The sequence below is a fragment of the Microtetraspora malaysiensis genome (assembly GCF_050947145.1).
GTDB lineage: Bacteria > Actinomycetota > Actinomycetes > Streptosporangiales > Streptosporangiaceae > Microtetraspora_A > Microtetraspora_A malaysiensis.
The window spans coordinates 5,193,630-5,215,972 of record NZ_CP191998.1; the positions used below are offsets into that span (position 1 = coordinate 5,193,630).

Annotated in this window: 21 protein-coding genes; 14 read left to right on the top strand and 7 right to left on the bottom strand. The window is 68.3% G+C overall.

Going from position 1 to position 22,343, the window contains the following annotated elements; genetic code table 11:
- Positions 1 to 498: 498 nt before the first annotated feature.
- Entirely contained in the window at positions 499 to 1,917 is a 1,419-nt protein-coding gene (locus ACQP1V_RS24650; protein WP_433412122.1) for an MFS transporter, read from the top strand.
- A gap of 31 nt (positions 1,918 to 1,948) precedes the next feature.
- On the opposite strand, the gene ACQP1V_RS24655 is transcribed toward ACQP1V_RS24650, so the two are convergent.
- Complete coding sequence (locus ACQP1V_RS24655; protein ID WP_433412124.1) at positions 1,949 to 2,569, bottom strand: TetR/AcrR family transcriptional regulator; 621 nt, start codon at positions 2,567 to 2,569, stop codon at positions 1,949 to 1,951.
- Between the two features lie 85 nt (positions 2,570 to 2,654).
- Here ACQP1V_RS24655 and ACQP1V_RS24660 point away from each other — a divergent pair, with 85 nt between their 5' ends.
- Both ACQP1V_RS24660 and ACQP1V_RS24665 read left to right on the top strand, forming a co-directional pair.
- Entirely contained in the window at positions 2,655 to 3,515 is an 861-nt protein-coding gene (locus ACQP1V_RS24660) for an alpha/beta fold hydrolase (RefSeq protein ID WP_433412126.1), read from the top strand.
- 90 nt (positions 3,516 to 3,605) lie between these two features.
- Positions 3,606 to 4,865: a low temperature requirement protein A gene (locus tag ACQP1V_RS24665; protein WP_433412128.1), complete on the top strand. Its 1,260-nt coding sequence runs from the start codon at positions 3,606 to 3,608 to the stop codon at positions 4,863 to 4,865.
- A 61-nt stretch (positions 4,866 to 4,926) separates the two neighbouring features.
- On the opposite strand, the gene ACQP1V_RS24670 is transcribed toward ACQP1V_RS24665, so the two are convergent.
- The 3 genes from ACQP1V_RS24670 to ACQP1V_RS24680 form a co-directional block, all read right to left on the bottom strand.
- Positions 4,927 to 5,883, bottom strand: a complete 957-nt coding sequence (locus ACQP1V_RS24670) for a TIGR01777 family oxidoreductase (RefSeq protein WP_433412130.1) — start codon at positions 5,881 to 5,883, stop codon at positions 4,927 to 4,929.
- Between the two features lie 137 nt (positions 5,884 to 6,020).
- A complete protein-coding gene (locus tag ACQP1V_RS24675) occupies positions 6,021 to 7,007 on the bottom strand; it encodes a hypothetical protein (RefSeq protein WP_433412132.1) in 987 nt (328 codons plus the stop codon).
- Between the two features lie 114 nt (positions 7,008 to 7,121).
- Positions 7,122 to 8,378: an erythromycin esterase family protein gene (locus tag ACQP1V_RS24680; protein ID WP_433412133.1), complete on the bottom strand. Its 1,257-nt coding sequence runs from the start codon at positions 8,376 to 8,378 to the stop codon at positions 7,122 to 7,124.
- A 113-nt stretch (positions 8,379 to 8,491) separates the two neighbouring features.
- Between ACQP1V_RS24680 and ACQP1V_RS24685 the strand changes: the two genes are divergently transcribed.
- Positions 8,492 to 9,214, top strand: coding sequence for a MerR family DNA-binding transcriptional regulator (locus ACQP1V_RS24685; RefSeq protein ID WP_433412135.1), 723 nt, complete (start codon positions 8,492 to 8,494; stop codon positions 9,212 to 9,214).
- Positions 9,215 to 9,274: 60 nt separating this feature from the next.
- On the opposite strand, the gene ACQP1V_RS24690 is transcribed toward ACQP1V_RS24685, so the two are convergent.
- Positions 9,275 to 10,036 carry a group II truncated hemoglobin gene (locus ACQP1V_RS24690; protein ID WP_433412137.1) on the bottom strand — a complete coding sequence of 254 codons (762 nt, stop codon included), beginning with the start codon at positions 10,034 to 10,036 and terminating at the stop codon, positions 9,275 to 9,277.
- 326 nt (positions 10,037 to 10,362) lie between these two features.
- On the opposite strand from ACQP1V_RS24690, the gene ACQP1V_RS24695 reads away from it, so the two are divergent.
- The 3 genes from ACQP1V_RS24695 to ACQP1V_RS24705 all read left to right on the top strand — a co-directional run bounded on the left by ACQP1V_RS24695 (position 10,363) and on the right by ACQP1V_RS24705 (position 13,679).
- On the top strand, positions 10,363 to 11,811 hold the full coding sequence (locus tag ACQP1V_RS24695; protein ID WP_433412139.1) for an endo-1,4-beta-xylanase: 1,449 nt from the start codon (positions 10,363 to 10,365) through the stop codon (positions 11,809 to 11,811).
- 585 nt (positions 11,812 to 12,396) lie between these two features.
- Positions 12,397 to 12,792, top strand: coding sequence for a hypothetical protein (locus ACQP1V_RS24700; protein ID WP_433412141.1), 396 nt, complete (start codon positions 12,397 to 12,399; stop codon positions 12,790 to 12,792).
- 179 nt (positions 12,793 to 12,971) lie between these two features.
- Positions 12,972 to 13,679: a DUF305 domain-containing protein gene (locus ACQP1V_RS24705; protein WP_433412143.1), complete on the top strand. Its 708-nt coding sequence runs from the start codon at positions 12,972 to 12,974 to the stop codon at positions 13,677 to 13,679.
- Between the two features lie 208 nt (positions 13,680 to 13,887).
- Here ACQP1V_RS24705 and ACQP1V_RS24710 read toward each other — a convergent pair whose 3' ends face one another.
- Entirely contained in the window at positions 13,888 to 14,322 is a 435-nt protein-coding gene (locus tag ACQP1V_RS24710) for a MerR family transcriptional regulator (protein WP_433412145.1), read from the bottom strand.
- 46 nt (positions 14,323 to 14,368) lie between these two features.
- Here ACQP1V_RS24710 and ACQP1V_RS24715 point away from each other — a divergent pair, with 46 nt between their 5' ends.
- The 7 genes from ACQP1V_RS24715 (at position 14,369) to ACQP1V_RS24745 (ending at position 21,232) form a co-directional block, all read left to right on the top strand.
- Positions 14,369 to 15,118: a methyltransferase domain-containing protein gene (locus tag ACQP1V_RS24715; protein ID WP_433412147.1), complete on the top strand. Its 750-nt coding sequence runs from the start codon at positions 14,369 to 14,371 to the stop codon at positions 15,116 to 15,118.
- 9 nt (positions 15,119 to 15,127) lie between these two features.
- Positions 15,128 to 15,424 (top strand): alpha/beta fold hydrolase, encoded by a 297-nt coding sequence (locus ACQP1V_RS24720; RefSeq protein WP_433412149.1) that lies wholly within the window; start codon positions 15,128 to 15,130, stop codon positions 15,422 to 15,424.
- A gap of 451 nt (positions 15,425 to 15,875) precedes the next feature.
- Complete coding sequence (locus ACQP1V_RS24725; protein WP_433412151.1) at positions 15,876 to 16,235, top strand: hypothetical protein; 360 nt, start codon at positions 15,876 to 15,878, stop codon at positions 16,233 to 16,235.
- Positions 16,236 to 16,300: 65 nt separating this feature from the next.
- Positions 16,301 to 17,487 (top strand): IS3 family transposase gene (locus ACQP1V_RS24730; RefSeq protein ID WP_433412153.1). Its coding sequence is split into 2 segments (ribosomal slippage): positions 16,301 to 16,570 and positions 16,573 to 17,487, totalling 1,185 coding nucleotides; the frame shifts between segments, so codons are not numbered across the junction.
- Entirely contained in the window at positions 17,447 to 18,172 is a 726-nt protein-coding gene (locus tag ACQP1V_RS24735; RefSeq protein WP_433412155.1) for a hypothetical protein, read from the top strand. Before ACQP1V_RS24730 ends, ACQP1V_RS24735 begins: the two co-directional genes overlap by 41 nt.
- A gap of 65 nt (positions 18,173 to 18,237) precedes the next feature.
- Positions 18,238 to 19,424 (top strand): IS3 family transposase gene (locus ACQP1V_RS24740; protein WP_433412153.1). Its coding sequence is split into 2 segments (ribosomal slippage): positions 18,238 to 18,507 and positions 18,510 to 19,424, totalling 1,185 coding nucleotides; the frame shifts between segments, so codons are not numbered across the junction.
- 248 nt (positions 19,425 to 19,672) lie between these two features.
- A complete protein-coding gene (locus ACQP1V_RS24745) occupies positions 19,673 to 21,232 on the top strand; it encodes an IS4 family transposase (RefSeq protein WP_433412157.1) in 1,560 nt (519 codons plus the stop codon).
- 191 nt (positions 21,233 to 21,423) lie between these two features.
- Here the strand turns inward: ACQP1V_RS24745 and ACQP1V_RS24750 are convergent, their stop codons facing one another.
- Positions 21,424 to 21,885: a hypothetical protein gene (locus ACQP1V_RS24750; RefSeq protein WP_433412159.1), complete on the bottom strand. Its 462-nt coding sequence runs from the start codon at positions 21,883 to 21,885 to the stop codon at positions 21,424 to 21,426.
- Between the last annotated feature and the right edge of the window lie 458 nt (positions 21,886 to 22,343).

Sequence of the window (22,343 nt, forward strand, 5' to 3'; positions counted from 1 at the left end):
CGATCACCAATTGGAGATGGCCGGAATGGGGCAAGATCCTTAACTCGCCGGAAACTGCGTGATCATCACTGCGGCCGGGCGACGCTTCAGGCCCGCGTACGGCCGTCCCCGCCACCGCGCTGACCGGAGTGACGGCCCGGCGAAGCGGGCTTCGCCGGGACCGCACGTGACCCGGTCGCGGCGCCCACTACGGTGAGCGAATGGATCTCGAGGTGCTACGGGACGCGAGCGAGATCATCGGCGGCGAGAGTAGACTCGAAGCAGTTTTGCGACAGAGCGAGCGGCAGGAGTTTCGCCGGGTCGCACAGCCTTCCGCGACAGGTGATGAGGGGCCGGTCAAGGCCGGGCGCGGGGGCATCGTGGTGGACAGCCGGATTGGGGGATCTCGCTGTGACACGCAACTGGCCGCCTCGTGTGCGCGTCCTCCCGACCGGTTCTGACGGCCGCGGTCTCACCGGAGCGCCGCCCCGTGCGAGGTGTCGGGGGCGCTGAGCGGTCATGGCTCGGCTGCTGCGGGAACGGGCCCGCCCGGCACGGGTGCGGGAACACCGGTACGCGCCGTGGTTCGCGGTGGCGGCGGTGTGCATCGGAGCGTTCATGGGCCAGTTGGACGCGAGCATCGTCACGCTGATCTTCCCGGCGCTTCAGCACGGATTCCATGAGCCGCTGGCCGCGGTTCAGTGGGTGGCGCTGGCGTACCTGCTCACCGTGGTGGCGCTGCTGGCCGGCGCGGGACGTCTGGCCGACATCCTGGGACGCAAGCTGGTCTACCTGCACGGGTTCGTCGTCTTCACCGCGGCGTCGGCGGCGTGCGGGTTCGCGCCGTCGCTCCCTGTCCTGGTGGCGTGCCGGGTAGTGCAGGCGGCGGGGGCGGCGATGTTGCAGGCCAACAGCGTGGCCCTGGTGGTGACGAGCGTCCCCCGGCGGCGGGCGCGGGCGGCGCTGGGGGCGCAGGCCGCCGCGCAGTCGCTGGGCCTGGCCGTCGGCCCGCTGGTCGGCGGGGTGATCGTCGGTCTGGTCGGCTGGCGGTGGGTGTTCTGGATCAACGTGCCGGTCGGGCTGGTGGCCGTCGTCGCCGGTCGCTACCTGCTGCCCCGAACCCGCGAGCGGGCTCATGGCAAGGCCTTCGATCTGGTTGGTCTGCTGCTGCTCGCCTGCGCCGCCTCCGGCCTGCTGCTCGCCGTCTCGGCGGCGTCCGGCCTGGGGTGGCCGCCGTGGGCGGCCGCGGCCCTGCTGGCCGCCGCCGCGGCGTCTGCTCTCGCGTTGCGGGGCAGGGAACGGCGGGCGGCCGCCCCGCTCCTCGACCCGGCAACGGTGGGCGACGCCACGGTGGCGCGGGGGCTGGCCGGAGCGCTGTGCGGGTACCTCGTCCTGTTCGGGCCGCTGGTGCTGATCCCTCAGGTGCTGCTCGCGGCGGGGCTGAGCGAGCCACACGCCGGTCTGGTGCTCAGCGCGCTACCGGCCGGCTTCGCGCTGGCCGCCCTCGCGGGCGATCACCTGTTGCCGCGCCGATGGGGCAACCGGCCGCGCTGCCTGGCCGGCGCCCTGACGGCGGCCGCGGCGGTCGGACTCGCGGCGCTCGCGCCCGCCACCCCCGGCCCGCTCGTCGCCTTCCTGGCCGTGCTGGGCGCGGGTCTCGGCGTGTTCGTCCCGGCCAACAACGCCGCCGTCATGGCAGCCGTCCCGGCGCGGATGTCGGCGACCGCCGGAGGGCTGATCAACATGGCGCGCGGCCTCGGCACCGCGCTCGGCATCGCCGCCGTCACCCTCGCCCTGTACGCCACGGGAGGGCCCGGCGTGGCCGGGGCCCGGATGGCGCTGGCGGGGCTGGGAGGCGCGGCGCTCGTCGCCGTGCTGACCGCGGCTCCGCCGTCCCGGCCGGGCTCCGTCCATCACGGGGATGATGACCGGCGATGACCGCACCCGGCAGCCACCATCCGGCACCGGGCTACTGGGCCTCGCGGAGGGCCTCGCGAACAGCGGCGACCGCGGTCGCCCCCGCGACATCCACCGGTTCCGTGCTGCGCAGGGCGCGGCTCAGCACGAACGCCCCCTCCAGCCCGGCGAGCATGGAGATCATGAGCGTCCGTCCTGTCTCGCGTGACAGGCCGGACGTGACGAGATGCTCGGTGCCGGCGTCGATCCAGCTGGTGAAGACCTCGGCGGTGGCCTGGCGGAGCGGCTCATTGGTGCTGGCGACCTCCAGCGCGACGGCGGCGATCGGGCAGGCGTCCGCGTAATCGGTCTCCCGGAGCGTCTCGGCTGCCCCGGCGAAGAAGTCGCGCACGCCGGTGACCACGTCCGGGGCGGCGTCCATGGCGGTCTCGAACAGGCGGAGGTACATCTCGCCGGACCAGCGGATGACCTCCGCACCCAGCTGCTCCTTACCTCCCGGGAAGAAGTGGTAGATCGAGCCGAAGGGCGCACCGGCCGCGGTCGCGATCTGTTTCAGACCGGTGCCGGTGTATCCGTTGCGGCGGAACAGTCCGCCGCTGGCGTCCACGATCCGACCCCTGGTGTCCTTGTTCGTCCCTCTGCCGCCTCTGCTGTCCGTTGAATCGCGCGCCATCCAGCCTCCATTCCTGTGGCAACCAACCATAGGCTAACGTCTCGCTAGAACGATCTATCAAGTACCACGAAATGCGAGGGCGGCCATGCCGGAGATCGAACTGTCCGCGGGAACCATCGAGTACGAGGACACCGGCGGCGACGGGCCCGTCGTCGTCCTCCTGCACGGTCTCACCATCGACAGCTCGGTGTGGCGGCACGTCGTGGCGGACCTGCGGGCCGACTATCGCTGTGTTCTGCCCACCCTCCCCCTGGGCAGCCATCGGCGGCCCATGCGTCCTGACGCCGACCTCTCTCTGCGCGGGCTCGCTCTCCTGGTCGGCGAGTTCCTGGAACGCCTCGACCTGCGTGAGGTGACTCTGGTGCTCAACGACTGGGGCGGCGCGCAGCTGCTGGTCTCCGAGCAGCGCGCCGAGCGAGTGGGCCGGCTCGTCCTCACCGCCTGCGAGGCCTTCGACAACTACCCGCCGGGCCTCCCCGGGCGCGCGATCGCGCTCGCCGCCAAGGTCCCCGGCGGGCTCCTGGCCACCATGCAGCTGCTCCGGACGGAACCCATGCGCCGGATGCCTGCGGGCTGGGGGTGGATGAGCAAGCGCCCGGTGCCCCGTGACGTCATGGACTCCTGGTTCCGCCCCGCCCGCACGCAGCGGGCGATCCGTCGCGACCTCGCCAAGTACACCGGCTCGATACCGCCGCGGCGGGAGCTGCTCGAAACGGCCGACCGAATGCGGTCCTTCGACCGGCCCGTCCTCGTCGCGTGGGCGACCGAGGACCGTCTGATGCCCCGGGAACACGGCCGGCGGCTGGCCGAGCTCTTCCCCGACGCCAGACTCGTCGAGATCGAGAACAGCTACACCCTGATCCCGGAAGACCAGCCGGAGGTGCTCACCCGCGCCATCCGTGAGTTCATCCGCGACACCGAGATCCCCTCGGCGAGCTCCGCATGATCTCGCACTGCGCCCCGCCGCCGACGCGGCGGTGCGACTTTCACCGCAATTGTGTATTCATGTAATCGCCCGAATTGCCACAATATCGACATGCGCCTCCCTCAGTGGTTCGCCGAGCGAGCCGAGCCGATCTCGGACGACGGCGAGATCCGCGTCTCCACGCTGGAACTCTTCTTCGATCTCGTCTTCGTCTTCACCGTCACCCAGCTCACCACGCTGCTCACGGACGGCTTCAGCACGGACCGCTTCGTCGGCGAGGGAGCCCTCCAGGCGCTGCTGGTGTTCGGCGTGATCTGGTGGATGTACTCCGGCTACGCGTGGCTGACGAACACGATCCCGCCGGTCCGTGCGGCGCGGCGGGTGCTGCTCCTGCTCGGCATGACGGGTTTCCTGATCGTCGCGCTGGCGATCCCCAGCGCGTTCGGGAGCGGCGGTCCGGCGTTCGCGCTCGGCTACCTGCTGCTCATCACCGTGCACGCCGCCCTCTACCTCCAGGCGACGACCGCGTTCTGGCGGGTGGTCCCCTTCAACGTGGCCGCCACCACGCTGATCTTCCTGACCTGGTTCGTCCCGTATCCCTGGTCGTACCTGCTGTGGGCGGGGGCGCTCGTGCTCCTGTGGGGCAGTCCGTACTTCATCGGACAGAAGGGATTCCCGCTGCGCGCCGCGCACATCGTGGAACGGCACAGTCTGCTGATCATCGTGGTGCTCGGCGAGTCGGTCATCGCCATCGGCATCGGCGCGCACGGCCACGCCGGGCCCGGGTTCCTGGTGGCGGCGGCCCTCGGGCTCGCCGTGGCCGCCTGCCTGTGGTGGGTGTACTTCGGCTGGGACGACGAGACGGCCGCCGAACACGCGCTGGCCCGCCGGGAGCCGGTCGGCCGCACCCGGCTCATCCTGGGCGCGTACTTCTACGCCCACATGCCGATGCTGCTCGGCGTGGTCGCGGCGGCGGCGGGCGTCAAGAAGGCCGTGGAGCACCCCTTCGAGCCGATGAAACTCGGACCGTCAGTCGCCCTCGCGGTCGGGGTCGCGCTGTTCCTCGCCGGGCACCGCTGGTATCGGCGCGTACTGGGCCTGCGCCGCGCCCCGGCCCCGCTGATCGGGACGGCCGCGGCGCTGCTGAGCGGCGTGGTGGGACTGTGGTCGGCGGCGGCACAGCTCGGCGCAGTACTCGTGTTGCTGGTCGCCCTGCTGGTGGCGGAGCACCGCGGCCGCATGGTCCCCGCCACCCCGGACAACGCGCTCGCCCCGGTTGGGACGGACCTGGATCCCGCACCCGAAAAGGTCCCCGTCGCCGGCGCGGGCTCGGATGGTGAGAACTCCGCCGGGCGGCCCTCCGGCCACTGAGCGGACATCGGTCCACCAGTTGGTGGGGACGGTCTGGGCACAAGGTGCGACCCAGCGCTGCTCACCTGGTGAAGCCAGGCCCGCCGCGCACGCGCCGCACAAGGTCGTCGGCGGCCTCCGGCCACTGGGCGTAGTCGAAGGCGAAGCCCGCTTCGAGCAGGCGACCGGGGACGACCCGGCGGCTTTTCAACAGGAGTTCGGTGTCCGAGCGCAGCGCGAGCGCGCCGAGCTCGGCCATCCACTTCGTCGCGGGCAGGCCCACCGGAACACCCCACGCGGTGCGCAGCGCGCGCATCAACATGCGCTGCGGCAAAGGACCGGGAGCGGAGAGGTTCACCGGCCCGGCGAGATCGTCCCGGTCGGCCAGGAACTCGACGGCGCGGACAAAATCGCGGTCGTGGATCCAGGAGACGTACTGCGCGCCGCCCCCGACCGGGCCGCCGAGGCCGAGCCGCGCCATCCGTAGCAAGACGTCGAAGGCCCCGCCGCGATCGGGACTCATCACCACGGCAGCGCGCAGGGCGACCTTGCGCGTGTTCGGGGTTTCGGCCCGCTCCTGTTCCCCCTCCCACGCTTTCGCGATCTCAACGCTGTAGGCCCAGTAGTTCGGGACGCCGGATTCAGTGCCGCCGAGCACGCCGGTCGCCTCGTCGTTGGGCGCGTCGAAGCGGTGGGAGTAGACAGTGGCGGTGCTCATCTGCAACCAGACCCGGGGAGGCCGCGCGGCGGCTGCGATGGCCTCACCCACAACCCGGGTGGAGTGCACGCGCGAATCCATCATGGCCCGCAGATTGGCTGCGGTGTAGCGACAGTTGACGCTGCGTCCGGCCAGGTTGACCACGATGTCGCTGCCGTCGATCTCCTCCGCCCATGGGCCCAGGGTCTCGCCGTCCCAGCGGACTTCGCGGTCGTGCATCGGACGTCTGGTCAGGACCACGACTTCATGGCCTGCGTCGGTCAGCGCGCGATTCAGGATCGCGCCTACCTGTCCGGTTCCCCCGGGTATCACTATCTTCATCAGGCTTCCCCCAGGTGTGTCGGGACGAGCCTAGCGCAGCGAGTTGAACGTGTTCAAAGGTGAGTCGATGCCCCTGCTCAGGCCGGCCGTACCGGCTGGCGCAGCAACGGGCGTGGCGCCGGACAAATCGCGACCCGCTATGCACGACCGTGTGACCGGCGGGCTCGCTGCACCGTCAAGATGATCGTCGTGCTCGCGGCCACCGCCGCCAGCAGGACGCCCGCGGCGGTAAGCGTCAGGCTGTCGGGCTGGGTCAGGGCCTGGCCACGCTGGGCCTGCCACAGCAACAGGCCGGTGAGTCCGGCGTAGCCGAGCGCGGCGACGATCACAAGGGCGGCGCGGGTCGTCTCGGCGTGCAGTGTGGGGAGACGGCGAGCGAGCAGGCGGAGCCCGATCGCGATCAGCGGGAGCGCCTGCAGCGCGTGCAGGCCGACGAAGTGCGCGACGCGGAGGTCGCCCGTCTCGGTCGCCCAGCCGGTCAGCGGCATGGTGGTGCCGCCGTCGAGGCCGCCGACGGAGTGCGCGCCGATCGTGGCGAGCTTCAGCCCATTATTGAGCGCTTCCGCCTGGTCGGGGGTCGGGCTGGTCATCAGGTAGCCGACGGACATACCGGCGAGCGACAGGGCGATGCCCAGCGGGACCGCCCATGCCATGGCCTTGTCGAGCCGGCGCTGGAAGAGGAGGAGAACACCGATGGCGAAGGTCATCAGCCAGCCGAGGTAGGCCGCGCCGCCCATGGCCGCGAAGAGGGTCGCGTCCAGTGGTGTGGAGAAGTTGAAGTGGCTGCGCACACCGCGCACGGCCTGGAAGGTGATGACGGCGATCTCGGGGGTGAGGAAGCCCAGGACGGCCACCGTGGCGAGCCACCAGAGCGTTCGCCGCCATCGCTGGAGCCTGCCCAGCATCCACGCCAATGTGGCCGCGTACAGCCCGAAGGAAACGGCGAACTTGAACGGCTTGAACCAGACCGGTTCGCCGAGCACGGTGCGCCCGTCGACCATCATTCCGATGCCGCTGACTACGGCGAGGACGGCCATGCCTGCCGCACAGAGCAGCAGTGGGCGGTGCAGGCGGTCGTGCCGGGCTTCCTGGTCAACCGGAGGGCGCGTGAGGAGGTTCGTCATGGTTAACAGCCTGCTGGCCTGGGCTGACACGAACCAGAGACGTGATCATCCCTGAACTATGCCCTTGTCATAATCCGGACTTTTCGCCCCCTACACGCCGGGTTCGAGGTGAACTCAGGCCGGTGCCCGTTCGGCGATCTTGATGAACGCGACGGCGTCCATGCCGTCCAGCAGGCCCGGGTCTAGGGGGAAGTACCCGGGGTCCGCGTCGGCCCGTGCGCGGAGGCGCGAATGCCGGCCGAGGGCCGCGCTCAGCGGCTTGGCCGGGAAGATCGCCCGATCGGGCGTGGCATGCGACAACACCGTCTGCAAATTGTCCGGGTCCGCCTGGGACGCAGCAGAACTTGTGGCGTCGCCGAAGTCCGAGGCGATGAAGACGTAGCGGTCCCTGAGCGCCGTCGCGGTGATGGCGCCGGCACTCCACCAGCGCAGGTCCATCCCCGCGAGCTCCCACCGGGACCGGTGCCGCTGCAGGTGGGCGTTGTGGGCGAAGACGAGGCAGGGCCCCCGGTCTACCTCGGCTCGCGCGACAGCGAGCAGGTTGGCGGCCATCATGGCGTCGCGGAGTCCAAGCATGTGCTCCACCCTTCCCGGCGAGGACGAGGCCATCGCCGCGTGGTAGCGAAGGAGCCCCTGAGCGGTCCTGGCGAACATGGACGCGCGTTCGAAGTCGGTGTCCGAGGTGGCCGCCCGCAGGCCCGGGGCCTCGACCTCGAACAGCGCGATCACGTCGTCGGCCATCAGGCGGAGCGTGCGGGCCTCATGCGTGTCTCCGACGGACCGCGAGGCGTTCATTATCGCCTCGGGGTTCGCCCAGGCGTCGTCGTCACCGATCAGGGCGTCCAATGCCCGGCCTTCGGCCGCGACGCGGTCGCGGCCCAGGTGCTCGGTCAGGTACGCGTGGGCGGTCAGCAGGCAGGCGCGCGGGCTCGGGGCGCCGGACATCTCCAGCGGGGCGTCGAAGCCGTAGAACCTGACGTGCCGGCTCGGGTCGCTCCCGGCGTTGTGGTCGCGCAGCCACATGACCAGCTCCCGGTTGGCGGGCGAGGCCCCGAAGCCGTGGCTGAAGCCCCGGGCGAGCACCTCGTCGACGTCTCCCCTTCCGGTCGTGACGTGGTCGTCGACGGCCGGTGCGGCGACGCAGTCGCTCTCGACGGCGACGGACCGGAACCCGTGGTGCTCCACCAGGTACGCCAGCATCTGGTTCCGCAGCCGCGGGAACATCTCCACGCCGTGGGTCGGCTCGCCCAAGGCCAGGAGGAGAGGTGGCCGATCGAGCGTCGTGAGGAACCGGGCCAGGGCGATGCCCAGCTGTGCGGTGTCGTCACCGAAGTGCAGGCCGATGTCGCGGACCGATAGATGAAGGGACATGAGACACCTTTCACGGGTGCGAATCGTCTCTTCGACCGTAGCCATGAACCTTCTGTTGAGAGCAGCGGCCGATCTGCCCCGCGTTCGCCGGATAAACCCTCAAACTGGAGAACATGACACGACGAGCCCTGCGGCCGGCCGACCTCGCCGGCGAACACGGCCTGTCCACCCAGGCGGTCCGCAACTACGAGGACGCGGGGATCCTGCCTCCCGCTGAACGCAGCCCCGCCGGCTACCGCCAGTACTCCGCCGTCCACGCGCAGGCCCTGCGCGCCTTCCTCGCCCTACGCCCGGGATACGGGCACCAGACAGCCGCGGCGATCATGCACGCCGCACACCGTCGCGACGACGAGAACCTGTTCCGCCTCATCGACCGGGCACACGCCGACCTGCTGCGCGAGCGCGACACCCTCGACGAGGTCGCCGCCGCGCTCGACGCCCTGGCCACGGCGCCCGCCCCGGACGACGGACGGCCTGAGGGAGTGACCATCGGCGCGCTGGCCCACCAGCTCGGGATGCACCCCGCGTCGCTGCGAAAGTGGGAGAAAGCGGGCATCCTCCGCCCGGACCGCGACCGCGTCACCGGGCACCGCGTCTACCCACCCGGCGCGGTGCGTGACGCGAAGATGGCCCGCCACCTCCGGCGCGGTGGCTACCTGCTTCCTCAGATCAAGCTCTTCGTGGATCAGCTACGCGTCGCGGGAGGCACGGCGGACCTGGAGCACATGCTCCACGAATGGCGGGCCCGGCTACGGCACCGCAGCCGGGCGATGCTCGCCTCCGGGCGGCAGCTCGACGAGTACCTCGCCCTTCTCGCTCCCGCACAGCCGGCATGACCGCGCCCCTCGCCCCGGCGGCCGGGAGGACCGCCGGGGCAAGGGGCGTCGGCCAGGATCTCAGCCGGTGTATGGAGGGGCGACGCCCCAACCCCAGTGCGGTACGGGAGCGTCCTGCGGGGGCGTCGCGCCGGGCTGGGAGTTGCCGAGCGCCAGGCGCGTCCCCCACTCGATGTATCCGGCGAACGCGGCACGGAACTCGGGGTCGTCCGGGAGGCCCACCTCGTCGGCGGCGTCCATCAGCAGGCTCACCCAGCGGCGCCGCATCGGCTCGGTGATGGCCTTGCCGAGGTGCATGGACAGCATGTGGCGGTATCCGCCTCGCTCGGCGGTATAGCGGGAGGGGCCGCCGAAGACCTCGGCCAGCCACATCGCCACATAGCGGGGGTGGCCGGGGTCCATGTTCTTGAACAGCGGCCCGATCAGTTCGTCGTCCAGGACGAGTTCGTAGAACCGCGTGGTGAGCCGCTCGAACGCCTCGGAGCCGCCCGCCCAGTCATACATCGTCGGGATGGAGCCGCCGGAGCCGCGCACCGCCGTGCGCTCGTAGTGGCGCATCTCCGCGATGTCGTTCACGTACGGCCGGATCTCGGCGAAGAACGCCCGGAAATGGTCGCTCGACCGGAATCCCTCCAGGTGGTCCCGGGCCGACGTCCAGGTGATGCGCAGGATGTAGGAGGCGGGCTCATCCACGCATCGGGAGAGCTCGTAGTCCACGCATTGCGGGGCGGCGGCGAGTGAGTGGACGGCCCGCGCGTAGGCCGCCTCGAACTCCTCGGCCCGCCCCTCGGCTATCGCGTACCGGATGTATTCCACGATCATGCTCAAGAACCTACAGCGTTCTGGGTAATCTTGTAATCAGTCACGCAGGCATCGATGTCGTCGAGGGTGCCGAGGGCATTGCCCGGCGGCCGAGCCCTCCCCCGCGCATGATCGCGCATGCGCCCTGCTGACGCCCGCGGGAAGGCCCGCCCACACCCCAAGGCCTCGCAACACGGCGTACGGCGGATCCGTCAACAACCCCCTCCGAAGATCACCAATGCACTACGTTGTCTCCGTATATACGGATAAAGACGGGGGTCATCATGCACAGGGGCATACGGCACGCCAAGCGAGCAACGGCGCTGGCCATGGGGATCGGGGTTGCCATGCCTGCGTTGGTTCTCGGCACGCCCGGTCCGGCCTCCTCGGCCGAGATCACATTGCGTACGCTGGCGGCCGCGCGGGGTCTGCGGATCGGCTCGGCCGTCAGCGACTCGGCGCTTGAGAAAGACTCGGGCTACCAGGACAAACTCAAGTACGAGTTCAACAGCGTGACGCCCGAGAACGCCATGAAGTGGGCCAACCTGGAGGCCACGCGAGGGAAGCCAACCTGGGAGAAGGCCGACGCGATCGTCGACTTCGCCGTGCAGAACGGCCAGACGGTGCGCGGTCACACACTGGTGTGGCACAGGTCGCTCCCAACCTGGATCACCGATGGGACGCTGTCCACCGCAGAGCTCCGTGACGCCCTGAAACAGCACATCCAGGGAACGATGAAGCGGTATGCCGGTCGTGTCGGCGTATGGGACGTGGTCAACGAAGCGTTCAATGAGGACGGCACGCTCCGGCCGAGCATTTGGCTGGAGCGGTTGGGCAGCGGTTACATCGCCGACGCGTTCCGCTGGGCACGCGAGGCCGACCCCTCGGCCAAGCTCTACATCAACGACTTCGACGCTGAATGGGCCACCCCCAAGCGCGACGCCCTGTACAAGCTCGTCCGTGACCTGCGGGCCCAAGGCGTGCCCATCGACGGGGTGGGCTTCCAGACGCACACGCTCGTCAAGGACCCCATCCCCGCCGCATTGGGCCTCACCCAACTGCAGGACTCCCTGAAGCTCTTCGCGGGCCTCGGGGTCGACGTGGCCGTCACCGAGTTGGACGTGCGCGTGAAGCTGCCGGCCGACGCCGACAAGCTCGCCGCCCAGGCCGAGCTCTACCGGCGGGCCGCCGCGGCCTGTTTCGGGGTCTCCCGATGCGTATCGCTCACCGTGTGGGGCCTCACCGACAAGTACTCATGGGTGGACAGCGGGGTCCCGGGCTGGGGAGCGGCCAATCTCCTCGACCGGAATCTCCAGAAGAAGCCCGCCTACACCCAGGTTCGGGCCGTCCTCGCCGATCGGGACTTCGCGGGCGCGGTCACGGCGCTGCATTCGGGCCAGTGCCTCACCATGCCGGCTGACGGCAGGCAGCTCATCCAGTCCCCCTGCTCCAACGGTCAGGACCAGAAGTTCACCTTCCAGCGCGTAGCGACCAAGGTCTACACCATCACGAGCGGCGGCAAGTGCCTCACCGTCGACGGCGCGAGCACCGCGGCCGGTGCGGCCATCGTGGGGCGCGCCTGTGTCGCCGGAAAGCCCGAGCAACAGTTCGAGCTGCGTCCGATCGGAGAGGTCGGAGCCCAGGACTACCGGCTTCTACCCACGCACAGCTACAAGTGCGTGGCCGTGAAGGGGGGAAGCACGGCGAACTCGGCCCCGGTCGAGCAGGCGCAGTACCTGTCCACGACGCCGACCACCCAGACGTGGCGTCTGGCGGGCGTGCCTCGTCAGCCCTGAACCCGGGCGGGCAGGTGCGCCCGCGGCTGCGCCACATCATCGTGACGGCCACCGTTTCTCCCGTCCGTCACGGGAGAAACGGTGGCGGAGCATGGCCGAAAAGAGAAGATACGGGCGAAATGTCCTGCTCAGATAGCCCGAGTAAGGCCCACCCTGGTCTACGGGCCTCATAGGAGATCTTGTAAAGGTGTTTACGGTGCAGCGCCGGGTCGAGCCGGGTCGGCGGGTATGCATCCGGGCCATGAGAGATCGGAACACGTCGCAAGGACGTCGGCCGTGACGTCCCCTGACAGGGCCACGGGGCGGAAGAAGGTCGCGTTGACGAGCGCGGTGAAATCCTCGCGAAGCTTGCTCCGCAAGGCCGCCGCTCTTGGAAACCTGACAGTGGTCGGATCAGTTGCTGCGCTGTGGGGAGTAGCGGCCTGCGGGTCCGGACAGGATGTCACGCCCGCTGGGGCGGTCCAGAGAGGCCCGGAGAGCAGGATGCCGCCCTGGGAGCTTCCAGCTGATCCGGTCGAAGGCGCCCGAGAGGCAGGTTTGTCCGTTCAGCCCATGGAGGGCGCGGTCAAGCACTTCCACTCACACATGGACATCATCGTGAACGGGAAGCCGATTCCCGTGGCGGCCAATCTCGGCGTCTCGACGGCTGAGCAAGTTATGTCGGAATTGCACACCCATGATGCGAGCGGTGTGATCCACATTGAGGCGTTCACCACGGACAAGCGATACACCCTTGGCCAGCTGTTCAAGGAGTGGGAGGTGCGCCTTGACAGCACTCATCTCGGTGGGCTGACGGCCGGCGGGAAGAACGTCCTGCGAGCGTACGTGAACGGCAACCAGGTGCACGGCGACCCGAGAACGATCGAACTCCTGCCCAGGCAGGAGATCGCCCTGGTGTACGGTCCGGCAGGTGAACAGGTCGACGTACCGTCCACATACACGTTCCCTGCCGATCTCGGGGAAGTCCTTCCTGCCAGCTGAAGCACTCAATCAAGGAATGCTCGGCTCCCTCGGCCCCGCCACCATGATCTCGTTTGGAGAGCCCGGGATCCCGGCTGCCCCATAGCTGTCCCGACAGGGCAGCGGCTCGACTGGTAGTCCCTGACAGGGGCGGAGCCAGAAGGGCCCAGGTCAGGCGGGCCAGCACCCGCGGGAGCGCGATGACGGCGTACAACGCCGGCACAACGGCGACGATCATTGTCGGCGTCCGACAACCGGAAAGAGATCAGACAACCATGTTCACCAACCGTTCCTTGACTCGAGGGCTTGCCCTTGTCACCACCGCGACCGCTGGTGCCCTCTTGCTCACTGCCTGCGGCGGCGACTCCACGACCGGGCACAAGAACATGACCGGCATGGCGGCGACGTCGACCGCTCCGGCGGCCGGTGCGAGCTCCCAGGCGGGTGCGGACTTCAACGACGCCGACGCCATGTTCGCGCAGATGATGATCCCCCACCACAAGCAGGCTGTTGAGATGGCCGACCTGGCCGCGACTCGCGCAACCGACCAGGAGGTCAAGGACCTCGCCGCCAAGATCAAGGCTGCCCAGGATCCGGAGATCGCCACCATGAGCGGCTGGTTGACCGCCTGGGGCAAGCCTGTCACCTCCTCGGACGGCATGGCAGGCCACGGCATGCCGGGCATGATGGGCGAGGACGACATGGCCAAGCTCAAAGCGGCCAAGGGCGTGACCTTCGACAAGAAGTTCGCGAAAATGATGATCGCCCACCACAACGGAGCGATCGAGATGGCCCGCACGGAGCAGGCCCAGGGAGTCAATCCTGAGGCCAAGAAACTGGCTGCCACCATCAAGGCCGCTCAGCAGGCCGAGGTCGCGCAAATGCAGAAGATCCTTGACCGGCTCTGATCCGTGAGAATGCGTCCCGGGAGCGCCGTGCTCCTGGGACCCCCCGCCTGCCACGCACCGAGTTCGACGGCGCGGCCCGCGGGGAGGATGTTGGTTTTCGAGGGTATTGCCGTGTCACGGCGGGTTTGTCAGTCGAGCCAGCCGACGCACGGTGGAGGTCAGGAAGCGACTCGGCGGCGTCCGGCCTCAACTTCGTCGACGTGCAACCTCAGCCACATGCGGTCGGCACGGAGTACGAAGAAAAGCGCTGTCCTAGTTGTTCTGCTCCGGGAAGGCGTTCCGCGATTAACGCCCGGAAGTCAGGGCAAGCCGTGAAGTCCTCATGATCGCAGGCCAGGGCGCAGTCGATGAGTTCCAGCGAAGCCCGTGCCTCTGCGATCCGTCGGGCGAGATCCGCTCGCCGACGCCGCAGGATCTCGCCACGCGTGGCCGCATCCGCGGTGGCGATCATCTCGCGGATGTCGTCAAGTCCGAATCCCGCCTCCTTGGCCCGCAGTATGACCGCGACGCGATAGAGGTCGCCCGGTCCGTATCGGCGACGCGCACCGCCGATCCGTGCCGGCGTCAGCAATCCCACCGACTCCCAGTGCCGCAGGACGTGGGTGGCGAGCCCGAACCGCTCGGCGACATCACCGATGCTCATCAGCGCACTTGACTTCATGTCGACATTAAGTCGGAGTATGGCCCGCATGTCCAACAACACAGTGGATCCGCTCATTCGCCTGCTCGATGCCGCGGACCTGCGGGCCGGTGCGCAGGAACTACGCGCGCGCACCTACGACCTGCTCGAACTCGCGCCGGGTACCTCCGTGGTCGACGTCGGCTGCGGAGCCGGCCGTGCCGTGAACGAGATCGCGGAGCGAGGGGTTCAAGCGATCGGCGTCGACCTGAGCGAGGAAATGATCTCGGTCGCACGCGCGCGGTGGCCGCACGCGGAGTTCCATGTCGCCGACGCGTACGCGCTTCCGTTCGGCGACGCCGAGATGGCGGGATATAGAGCCGACAAGGTCTTCCACGACCTGGCCGACGCACCCAAGGCGCTGGAGGAGGCGGCACGCGTGCTCGCGCCCGGCGGCCGGATCGTCCTGCTCGGGCAGGACTGGGACACCTTCGTCATCGACTCCGACCATCCCGAGCTCACCCGGACCATCGTGCGGTCCCGCGCCGACATGGTCGCGAACCCCCGTGCCGCCCGCCGCTACCGCAACGTGCTGATCGACGCGGGCTTCACCGACGTTCGAGTCGAGGTGCACACGGGAGTGTTCAGCGACGCCGCCATGCTGCCGATGCTCACGGGCATCGCCGAGGCCGCCTTCTCCGCCGGGGCTGTCAGCCGGGAGGAGCACGATGTCTGGGTCGAAGACCAGAGGGAACGGGCCGGTCAGGGCCGCATGTTCCTGGCGCTTCCGCTGTTCCTGGCCGCGGCCCGCCGCCGCTGAGCACCAGTGATGTCGGAGAAGGCCACGACCACGAATGAGAACGGTCGGCTGGGCCAGAGTGCCGCGGCTCGCGACTGGGTGCTCGACGATCGGCGCGCAGAGCACTGGCCGAATATGAAAGTGCCCGCCTTGATGGTGGCCTTCGAGCACGACATTCAGTTTCCGCCCCGCGCTGTTCGGAAGGCGGCCGAAGAGTGGCCAGGGGCGTCCTACGTGGGGATCGCCGGTGTCGCCCATGGCAACGGCGCCTTCGACGCCGCCACGGAGATCGGTCAGGCCGTCGCGGATTTCATAGCGACGCATTAGGAGTTAGGGAGCGACTAGGCATCTGGGCATGCTCACCTGGCTGCCACGGCGATCCACCGAGGTGAGACTGCTCCCCGCGGAGCACGGGCCTGGTTCGTGTCGTCGCGTCTCTATGGCAGCGGAGATTCCGGATGGAGGAGCGCGGCAGCCAGCAGATTATTCGTCCGCTGGTTGCCGAGCTGACGGCCCCGATTGATTGTCTAGATTTCGCCCTTATATCAGAGTCGCTACATTTGGAGCGCTCGTGGCCTGGTCGTGCGCCCGTGTCACGGACCCGGACAAGAATGAGGAGTCGGCCGCCCCGAAATCCGTTGATATTTTCGTAATTGCTACCGATACTCGCTCTTGTGGACCTGCCGATCCCGCAGCGATGCACGCTTTCCCAGCACAAGTCGATCTCGGGAGGCCTGGTGCACACCAACGATCCCGGCGCCTCCCACCGGTGCAGGTCATGACGGTGACGGCGACGCCTCCGGTCCAGCGCAGGAAGTCGGTCTCCGGACGGGTACGCACGTTGGCCGGGCTGTCGCTGCTGATGCTGGCTGCGCTGCTGGCCGCGATCCTGGCCGGCGCGGCGAGTACGGGCTCCAGCCTGCGCACCATCGGGCATGTCGCCGGGCCGCAAGTGCTCGCCACCGCGAACCTTTATCGGCAGATGTCGGAGCTGGACGCGCTGGTGGCCGAGACCCTGCTGCTGGGCAGGGAGTACGGCCCGCAGCAGCAGACCGACCTGACCCGCTATGACCAGCAACGGCTGGCGATCTCCGAGAACCTGCTCAAGGCCTACCGCCTGGCCTTGGACAACCCCTGAGGTTCCCCCTTCGGCGTGGACACCCCTGACAATTGGACCTCGTTCCATGAAGGGGAGACTGTCGGGTGGCACGTCCGTCGAAGTACGGCGATGAGTTCAAGAAGGACGCGGTAAAGCTGGTCCGCGAGTCGCGCCGGACCTGCGCGGATGTCGCGCGGGAACTGGGGATGAACCGCGAGACCCTGCGCGTGTGGGTGCGTGAGGCCGAACAGCAGGAGTCCGATGCCGGAGTCGGGCTGGCCCGCAGTGAACGCGAGGAACTGGCGCGGCTGCGTAAGCGGGTGGCCGAGCTGGAGATCGAAAAGGAGATCCTCCGCAAGGCAGCCGCGTATTTTGCGAAGGAGATGGATCGTTGATCGGCCGCTTGCAGTTCATCTCCGTCCACCGCCTCGTCTACGGGGTCAAGCGGCTGTGCCGGGTGCTGAACGTGGCGCGTAGCGCCTTCTATGCCTGGCTGGGGCGGGAGCCGGCCCGAGCGGCGCGTGTCGTTGAGGACGAGCGGATCGTGGAGAAGATCCGGCGCTTTCATGGCGCCTCGGGTGGGACGAACGGCTCCCCGCGGATCACGGCGGACCTGCGTGATGACGGTGAGCGCGTCAACGCCAAGCGGGTGGCCCGGTTGATGCGCGTGAACGGCATCGTCGGGCTGCATCTGCGTAAGGGCAGGCGGACCACGATCCCTGACGAGCTCGCTCCGCCGGTCCCTGACCTGCTCAAACGCGACTTCACGGCCGGTGAGGTCAACCGGAGGTGGTGCGGGGACATCACCTATCTGCCGGTCGGTGACGCGTGGCTGTATCTCGCGACGGTGATCGATATCGGGTCACGGCGGCTGGTCGGCTGGTCGATCGCCGACCATCTGCGGACCGAGCTGGTCAGCGACGCGTTGACGGCGGCGGTCGGAGCGCGAGGCGGCCAGGTCGACGGGGTGATCTTTCATGGTGACCGCGGCTGTCAGTACACCTCGGCCGAGTTCGCGAAGTTGTGTGAGAAGTACGAGATCCGCCGATCGGTGGGCAGGACCGGGACGTGCCTGGACAACGCCCTGGCGGAGGCATTCAACGCCACGCTCAAGCGTGAACTGCTGCACGGCCGGGGCAGGCGCCGCTGGTCGAGCGAGGTAGAGGCCCGTACCGAGATCTTCCGCTGGATCGCCTGGTACAACCACCGGAGAAGGCACTCGGCGACCGGGAACCTACCCCCGGCCGTCTATGAAGATCGGCTTGTTAGAGTGGCCGAACTGGCTGCATGAAACCGGGTGTCCACGCCCCGGGGGGAAGCCCAACCCCGTCGAGCAACGCACGGTCGGGTCGCTGATCGAGGGACTGGGTCGCTACGAACGGCTGGCAGCTCAGGCCCGGCTGCTGGACCTGCGATCCAAGCACACCGCGGGACAACCGCCGGACGATGTGGTCGAGGCGTATCAGCAGGCCACCGACCTCATGCGTCGCGAACTGCTCCCCCGGGCCTACAACCTGGCTCTGGAAAGCGGGACGATCGTCAGGCGCGCGCACGTCGCCGAGCGCTCGACCACCTCGCTGGCCCGCGCTGCCGTCGTTGTCACCGGGCTGCTCGCGCTGGCCTGTTTGCTCGGCCTGCAGGTCTACCTGACCAGCAAGTTTCGCCGGATCTTCGCGCCGGCCCTGGTGGTCGCCACCGTGCTCACCGCTGCCGGTCTGGTAACGGGCCTGGCCTTGGTCAACCAACAGGGCCAGGCGTTGGAGGAGGCCAAGCGCCGTGGTTTCGACTCGGTGCTCACCCTGACCCGAGCACGGGCGATCAGCAAGAGCATGCACGGAGACCAGAGCCGCTACCTGCTCGACCGCTTCCGCAAGGACACCTACGAACACACCTTCCTGGACCAGTCCCAGACGATCGCAACCGTCGAGTCCACCAGCCTGCCGGACTACCAGACCAAACTGCGCACGAACTTCTGAGGTTCCCCCTTCGGCGTGGACACCCCTGACAATTGGACCTCGTTCCATGAAGGGGAGACTGTCGGGTGGCACGTCCGTCGAAGTACGGCGATGAGTTCAAGAAGGACGCGGTAAAGCTGGTCCGCGAGTCGCGCCGGACCTGCGCGGATGTCGCGCGGGAACTGGGGATGAACCGCGAGACCCTGCGCGTGTGGGTGCGTGAGGCCGAACAGCAGGAGTCCGATGCCGGAGTCGGGCTGGCCCGCAGTGAACGCGAGGAACTGGCGCGGCTGCGTAAGCGGGTGGCCGAGCTGGAGATCGAAAAGGAGATCCTCCGCAAGGCAGCCGCGTATTTTGCGAAGGAGATGGATCGTTGATCGGCCGCTTGCAGTTCATCTCCGTCCACCGCCTCGTCTACGGGGTCAAGCGGCTGTGCCGGGTGCTGAACGTGGCGCGTAGCGCCTTCTATGCCTGGCTGGGGCGGGAGCCGGCCCGAGCGGCGCGTGTCGTTGAGGACGAGCGGATCGTGGAGAAGATCCGGCGCTTTCATGGCGCCTCGGGTGGGACGAACGGCTCCCCGCGGATCACGGCGGACCTGCGTGATGACGGTGAGCGCGTCAACGCCAAGCGGGTGGCCCGGTTGATGCGCGTGAACGGCATCGTCGGGCTGCATCTGCGTAAGGGCAGGCGGACCACGATCCCTGACGAGCTCGCTCCGCCGGTCCCTGACCTGCTCAAACGCGACTTCACGGCCGGTGAGGTCAACCGGAGGTGGTGCGGGGACATCACCTATCTGCCGGTCGGTGACGCGTGGCTGTATCTCGCGACGGTGATCGATATCGGGTCACGGCGGCTGGTCGGCTGGTCGATCGCCGACCATCTGCGGACCGAGCTGGTCAGCGACGCGTTGACGGCGGCGGTCGGAGCGCGAGGCGGCCAGGTCGACGGGGTGATCTTTCATGGTGACCGCGGCTGTCAGTACACCTCGGCCGAGTTCGCGAAGTTGTGTGAGAAGTACGAGATCCGCCGATCGGTGGGCAGGACCGGGACGTGCCTGGACAACGCCCTGGCGGAGGCATTCAACGCCACGCTCAAGCGTGAACTGCTGCACGGCCGGGGCAGGCGCCGCTGGTCGAGCGAGGTAGAGGCCCGTACCGAGATCTTCCGCTGGATCGCCTGGTACAACCACCGGAGAAGGCACTCGGCGACCGGGAACCTACCCCCGGCCGTCTATGAAGATCGGCTTGTTAGAGTGGCCGAACTGGCTGCATGAAACCGGGTGTCCACGCCCCGGGGGGAAGCCCCAAGGCCGGGTAGTTAAGGCGCTCGTGGCGCTGTCAAGAACGTGAGTTCCCCAGACATGGGAACGGAGATCCAGTAGACAGGTGATCTTCCACAGCCATCCGTCGAAGAACTGGATCTCCGTTGATCGCCGAGTCTGCCAGGTCTGCTGTGCCCAGCGCTATCGAGACGGGTCACCCGCCCTGCCCAGCAGCCGAGGGAGTATTCGCGCCCGGGCATTTGGGTGAACTGACAACGCTCGTGCCGTTCGAGCTCGTCGACGCGATCCTTCACGAGACGCGCAACATGCAGCGCCGCCTGCGTTCTCTGCCCTCGCGTGTCGGGGTCTACTTCCTGCTGGCGATGTGCCTGTTCCCCGAGGTCGGCTACCAGCTGGTCTGGCAGAAGCTGACAGCGTCGCTGACCACCCCGCCGATCGTGACGCCCACCGCCAAAGCCCTGCGCGACCTGCGCCGCAGAGTCGGCAGCGCACCGATGCGCTGCTTGTTTGAGATCTTGTGCGGGCCGCTGGCCCAACCCACAACCCCCGGCGTGAGGTTCGGGCCCTACCGCACGGTCTCCTTCGACGGCTGCAGCTCGCTCAAGGCGCCCGACACCGTCCGCAACCGGGCCTGGCTCGGCAGCCCGGGCCACGGAGGCTACCCCCAACTGGAGCTGATGACGCTGGTCGAGACCGGAACACGGGCCCTGATCGGCGCGGTCTTCGGCCCCACCAGCGAAGGCGAGACCGGCTATGCCCGGCGCCTGCTGCACCTGCTGAAGCCGGACATGCTCGTGTTATGGGATAAGGGCTTCGACAGCAACGCCTTCCTCGCCCAGGTCGCCGCCACCGGCGCGCAGATCCTCGGCCGGCTGCGCAGCAACCGGCGCACCCCCGTCCTGGCCCTGTTCGCCGACGGCTCCTACCTCACGATGGTCGGCACCCTCCAGATCCGCGTCGTCGAGGCCCAAGTGACCGTGACCTGCGCGGACGGCACCACCTTCACCGGCTCCTACCGCCTGGCCACCACGTTGACCGACGCACGCCGTTATCCGGCCGCCGCCCTGGTCGCCCTCTACCACCAGCGGTGGGATCACGAGTCGGCCTACTACGCGCTGCGTCACACCATCATGCAGGGGCGGGTGCTGCGCTCGGGCGATGCCGCCGGGCTGGAGCAGGAGATGTGGTCGGTGCTCACGCTCTACCAGCTCCTTCGTACAGTGATGGTCGACGCCGCCGAGTCCCGGCCCGGCACCGACCCGGACCGCTGCGGCTTCTCCATCGCCCTGCACACGGCGCGCGATCTGCTCGTTCAAGCCGCATGCGTCGCCGACCGCGGCACCAACCTGGTCGGGGTCATCGGGCTCCGCGTCCTGGCTCATCTGCTTCCGTCCCGCCGCCCGCGGGTGAGTACCCGCAAGGTCAAGTCACCGATCTCTCGCTACAACGAACGACGCGACGATGGCCGGCCCGACCGAAGTCAGCCTGTCACTGCTCTCACCATCATCGTCCTTGCAGCGCCTACGGAGCCCCCGCTTCCCATCGCGTCCCGGGACGACCGGCTCACCGCACTGACCGACCGCCGTAGGGAAAGGGTTCTGGCCCTGCTTCAGGAAGATCCCGGCCGGTCCTGGCGCCCCCGGGACATCGCCTGCTACCTGGGCGACATCACGCTCGGCACCATGTATCGACAGCTCTCACGATGGGCCGAAAACGGCCTCATCCTCAAGATCGATTCCGGCCTCTACGCCGCCGCTACGCACCCGCCGGCTCCCTTGCCAAAGCCGCAAAAACGCTAACTACCCGGCCTTGGGGGAAGCCCAGGTGGTCTCGGTGCCGCAGTTCGAGGGCTGCTCCTAGCCAGAGACCTGCAACGACACCGATGCCTGTCCAGGAGCTACGCTGCGCAGGTGAATTTCTGGCATCCACCGGCGCATGACACATGCCGAATGGCCGTGACCCGCGAAGGGGTCACGGCCATCGGTCTCGGTCAGCCGCTTCCGAACCCGGTCACGAGCCACCGGTCCTTCACGTACCGCACCCCGAAGCTCTGAGCGAAGTCACCGTCGGGGTATGACCCGCTGTCGACCTCGCACAGCTCCATGGTGACATTCATGTCGCGGCACTTCTCCCCGGCCGGGCCGGGGCAGAGGTTCGATGTGTACGATTCGTCGATCGTGATGTCACTCGCCGAAATCCAGTTCCGGAACGCACCGATTGGATTGTTGAACTCGTTGTCGAAATCCGTTTCGGGCACCATGACGGCACGGACGGTCTCCGCGTCTTTGCCGAGCAGGGCATCGATGTAGGCGCGCACCACCTCCTCCGGGCTGGCCGAGGCCGGCGGAACCGGCACTTCGCGCTTGACGACCTGCCCGCACCAGCAGCCGGCCAGCACCGGAATCAGGGCGAGCACCAGCAGCGCCCGGCGAATGCCGCTACCACGCAACACGGCCGAACACCAGCCCGCTGAACTGCGTGACGTTGAACCGCTCGCCGAGATTCATGGAGGGGCCGGAACCCGTGCCGCCATCTCCGCCGTGCTGGGCGAAGTACACCTGCTTGATGTTGATCGGAGGCCTCTTTCACGTCGGTGACGATCCCCATATAGGTGTAATCGTCAGTCTTTCTGTTCAGGAAGTAGATCGTGTCACCGATCTTGACGTTGGAAAGCCGCGAGTCGGTTGGCGTGTACGTGGCGGAGACGGTGGCCCGAGTTTGATCGGACTGCCCGAAGCGCTGCCGCATGAAGTGCTCGTAATTTTTGTTCGCCGCTGCGAACGTGAAGGAGTCACCCTTCCAGCCGCGCTCCCACCAGGAGCCTTCGCTTCGCCGGCTGATCCGCAGTGCTGTGGTCCACCGGCGGCAGCTCGGTGACCGGATCCGGCGCCACGCCTCCAGCCCAGGCGT

Coding starts and splice junctions, on each gene's coding strand:
- ACQP1V_RS24675 (WP_433412132.1), bottom strand. CDS start 7,007: ATGACGAACCTCCTCACGCGCCCTCCGGTTGACCAGGAAGCCCGGCAC.
- ACQP1V_RS24670 (WP_433412130.1), bottom strand. CDS start 5,883: ATGAAGATAGTGATACCCGGGGGAACCGGACAGGTAGGCGCGATCCTG.
- ACQP1V_RS24700 (WP_433412141.1), top strand. CDS start 12,397: ATGGACATCATCGTGAACGGGAAGCCGATTCCCGTGGCGGCCAATCTC.
- ACQP1V_RS24655 (WP_433412124.1), bottom strand. CDS start 2,569: ATGGCGCGCGATTCAACGGACAGCAGAGGCGGCAGAGGGACGAACAAG.
- ACQP1V_RS24690 (WP_433412137.1), bottom strand. CDS start 10,036: ATGATCGTGGAATACATCCGGTACGCGATAGCCGAGGGGCGGGCCGAG.
- ACQP1V_RS24725 (WP_433412151.1), top strand. CDS start 15,876: ATGACGGTGACGGCGACGCCTCCGGTCCAGCGCAGGAAGTCGGTCTCC.
- ACQP1V_RS24735 (WP_433412155.1), top strand. CDS start 17,447: ATGAAGATCGGCTTGTTAGAGTGGCCGAACTGGCTGCATGAAACCGGG.
- ACQP1V_RS24710 (WP_433412145.1), bottom strand. CDS start 14,322: ATGAGCATCGGTGATGTCGCCGAGCGGTTCGGGCTCGCCACCCACGTC.
- ACQP1V_RS24665 (WP_433412128.1), top strand. CDS start 3,606: ATGCGCCTCCCTCAGTGGTTCGCCGAGCGAGCCGAGCCGATCTCGGAC.
- ACQP1V_RS24715 (WP_433412147.1), top strand. CDS start 14,369: ATGTCCAACAACACAGTGGATCCGCTCATTCGCCTGCTCGATGCCGCG.
- ACQP1V_RS24695 (WP_433412139.1), top strand. CDS start 10,363: ATGCCTGCGTTGGTTCTCGGCACGCCCGGTCCGGCCTCCTCGGCCGAG.
- ACQP1V_RS24685 (WP_433412135.1), top strand. CDS start 8,492: ATGACACGACGAGCCCTGCGGCCGGCCGACCTCGCCGGCGAACACGGC.
- ACQP1V_RS24720 (WP_433412149.1), top strand. CDS start 15,128: ATGTCGGAGAAGGCCACGACCACGAATGAGAACGGTCGGCTGGGCCAG.
- ACQP1V_RS24650 (WP_433412122.1), top strand. CDS start 499: ATGGCTCGGCTGCTGCGGGAACGGGCCCGCCCGGCACGGGTGCGGGAA.
- ACQP1V_RS24680 (WP_433412133.1), bottom strand. CDS start 8,378: ATGTCCCTTCATCTATCGGTCCGCGACATCGGCCTGCACTTCGGTGAC.
- ACQP1V_RS24705 (WP_433412143.1), top strand. CDS start 12,972: ATGACGGCGTACAACGCCGGCACAACGGCGACGATCATTGTCGGCGTC.
- ACQP1V_RS24660 (WP_433412126.1), top strand. CDS start 2,655: ATGCCGGAGATCGAACTGTCCGCGGGAACCATCGAGTACGAGGACACC.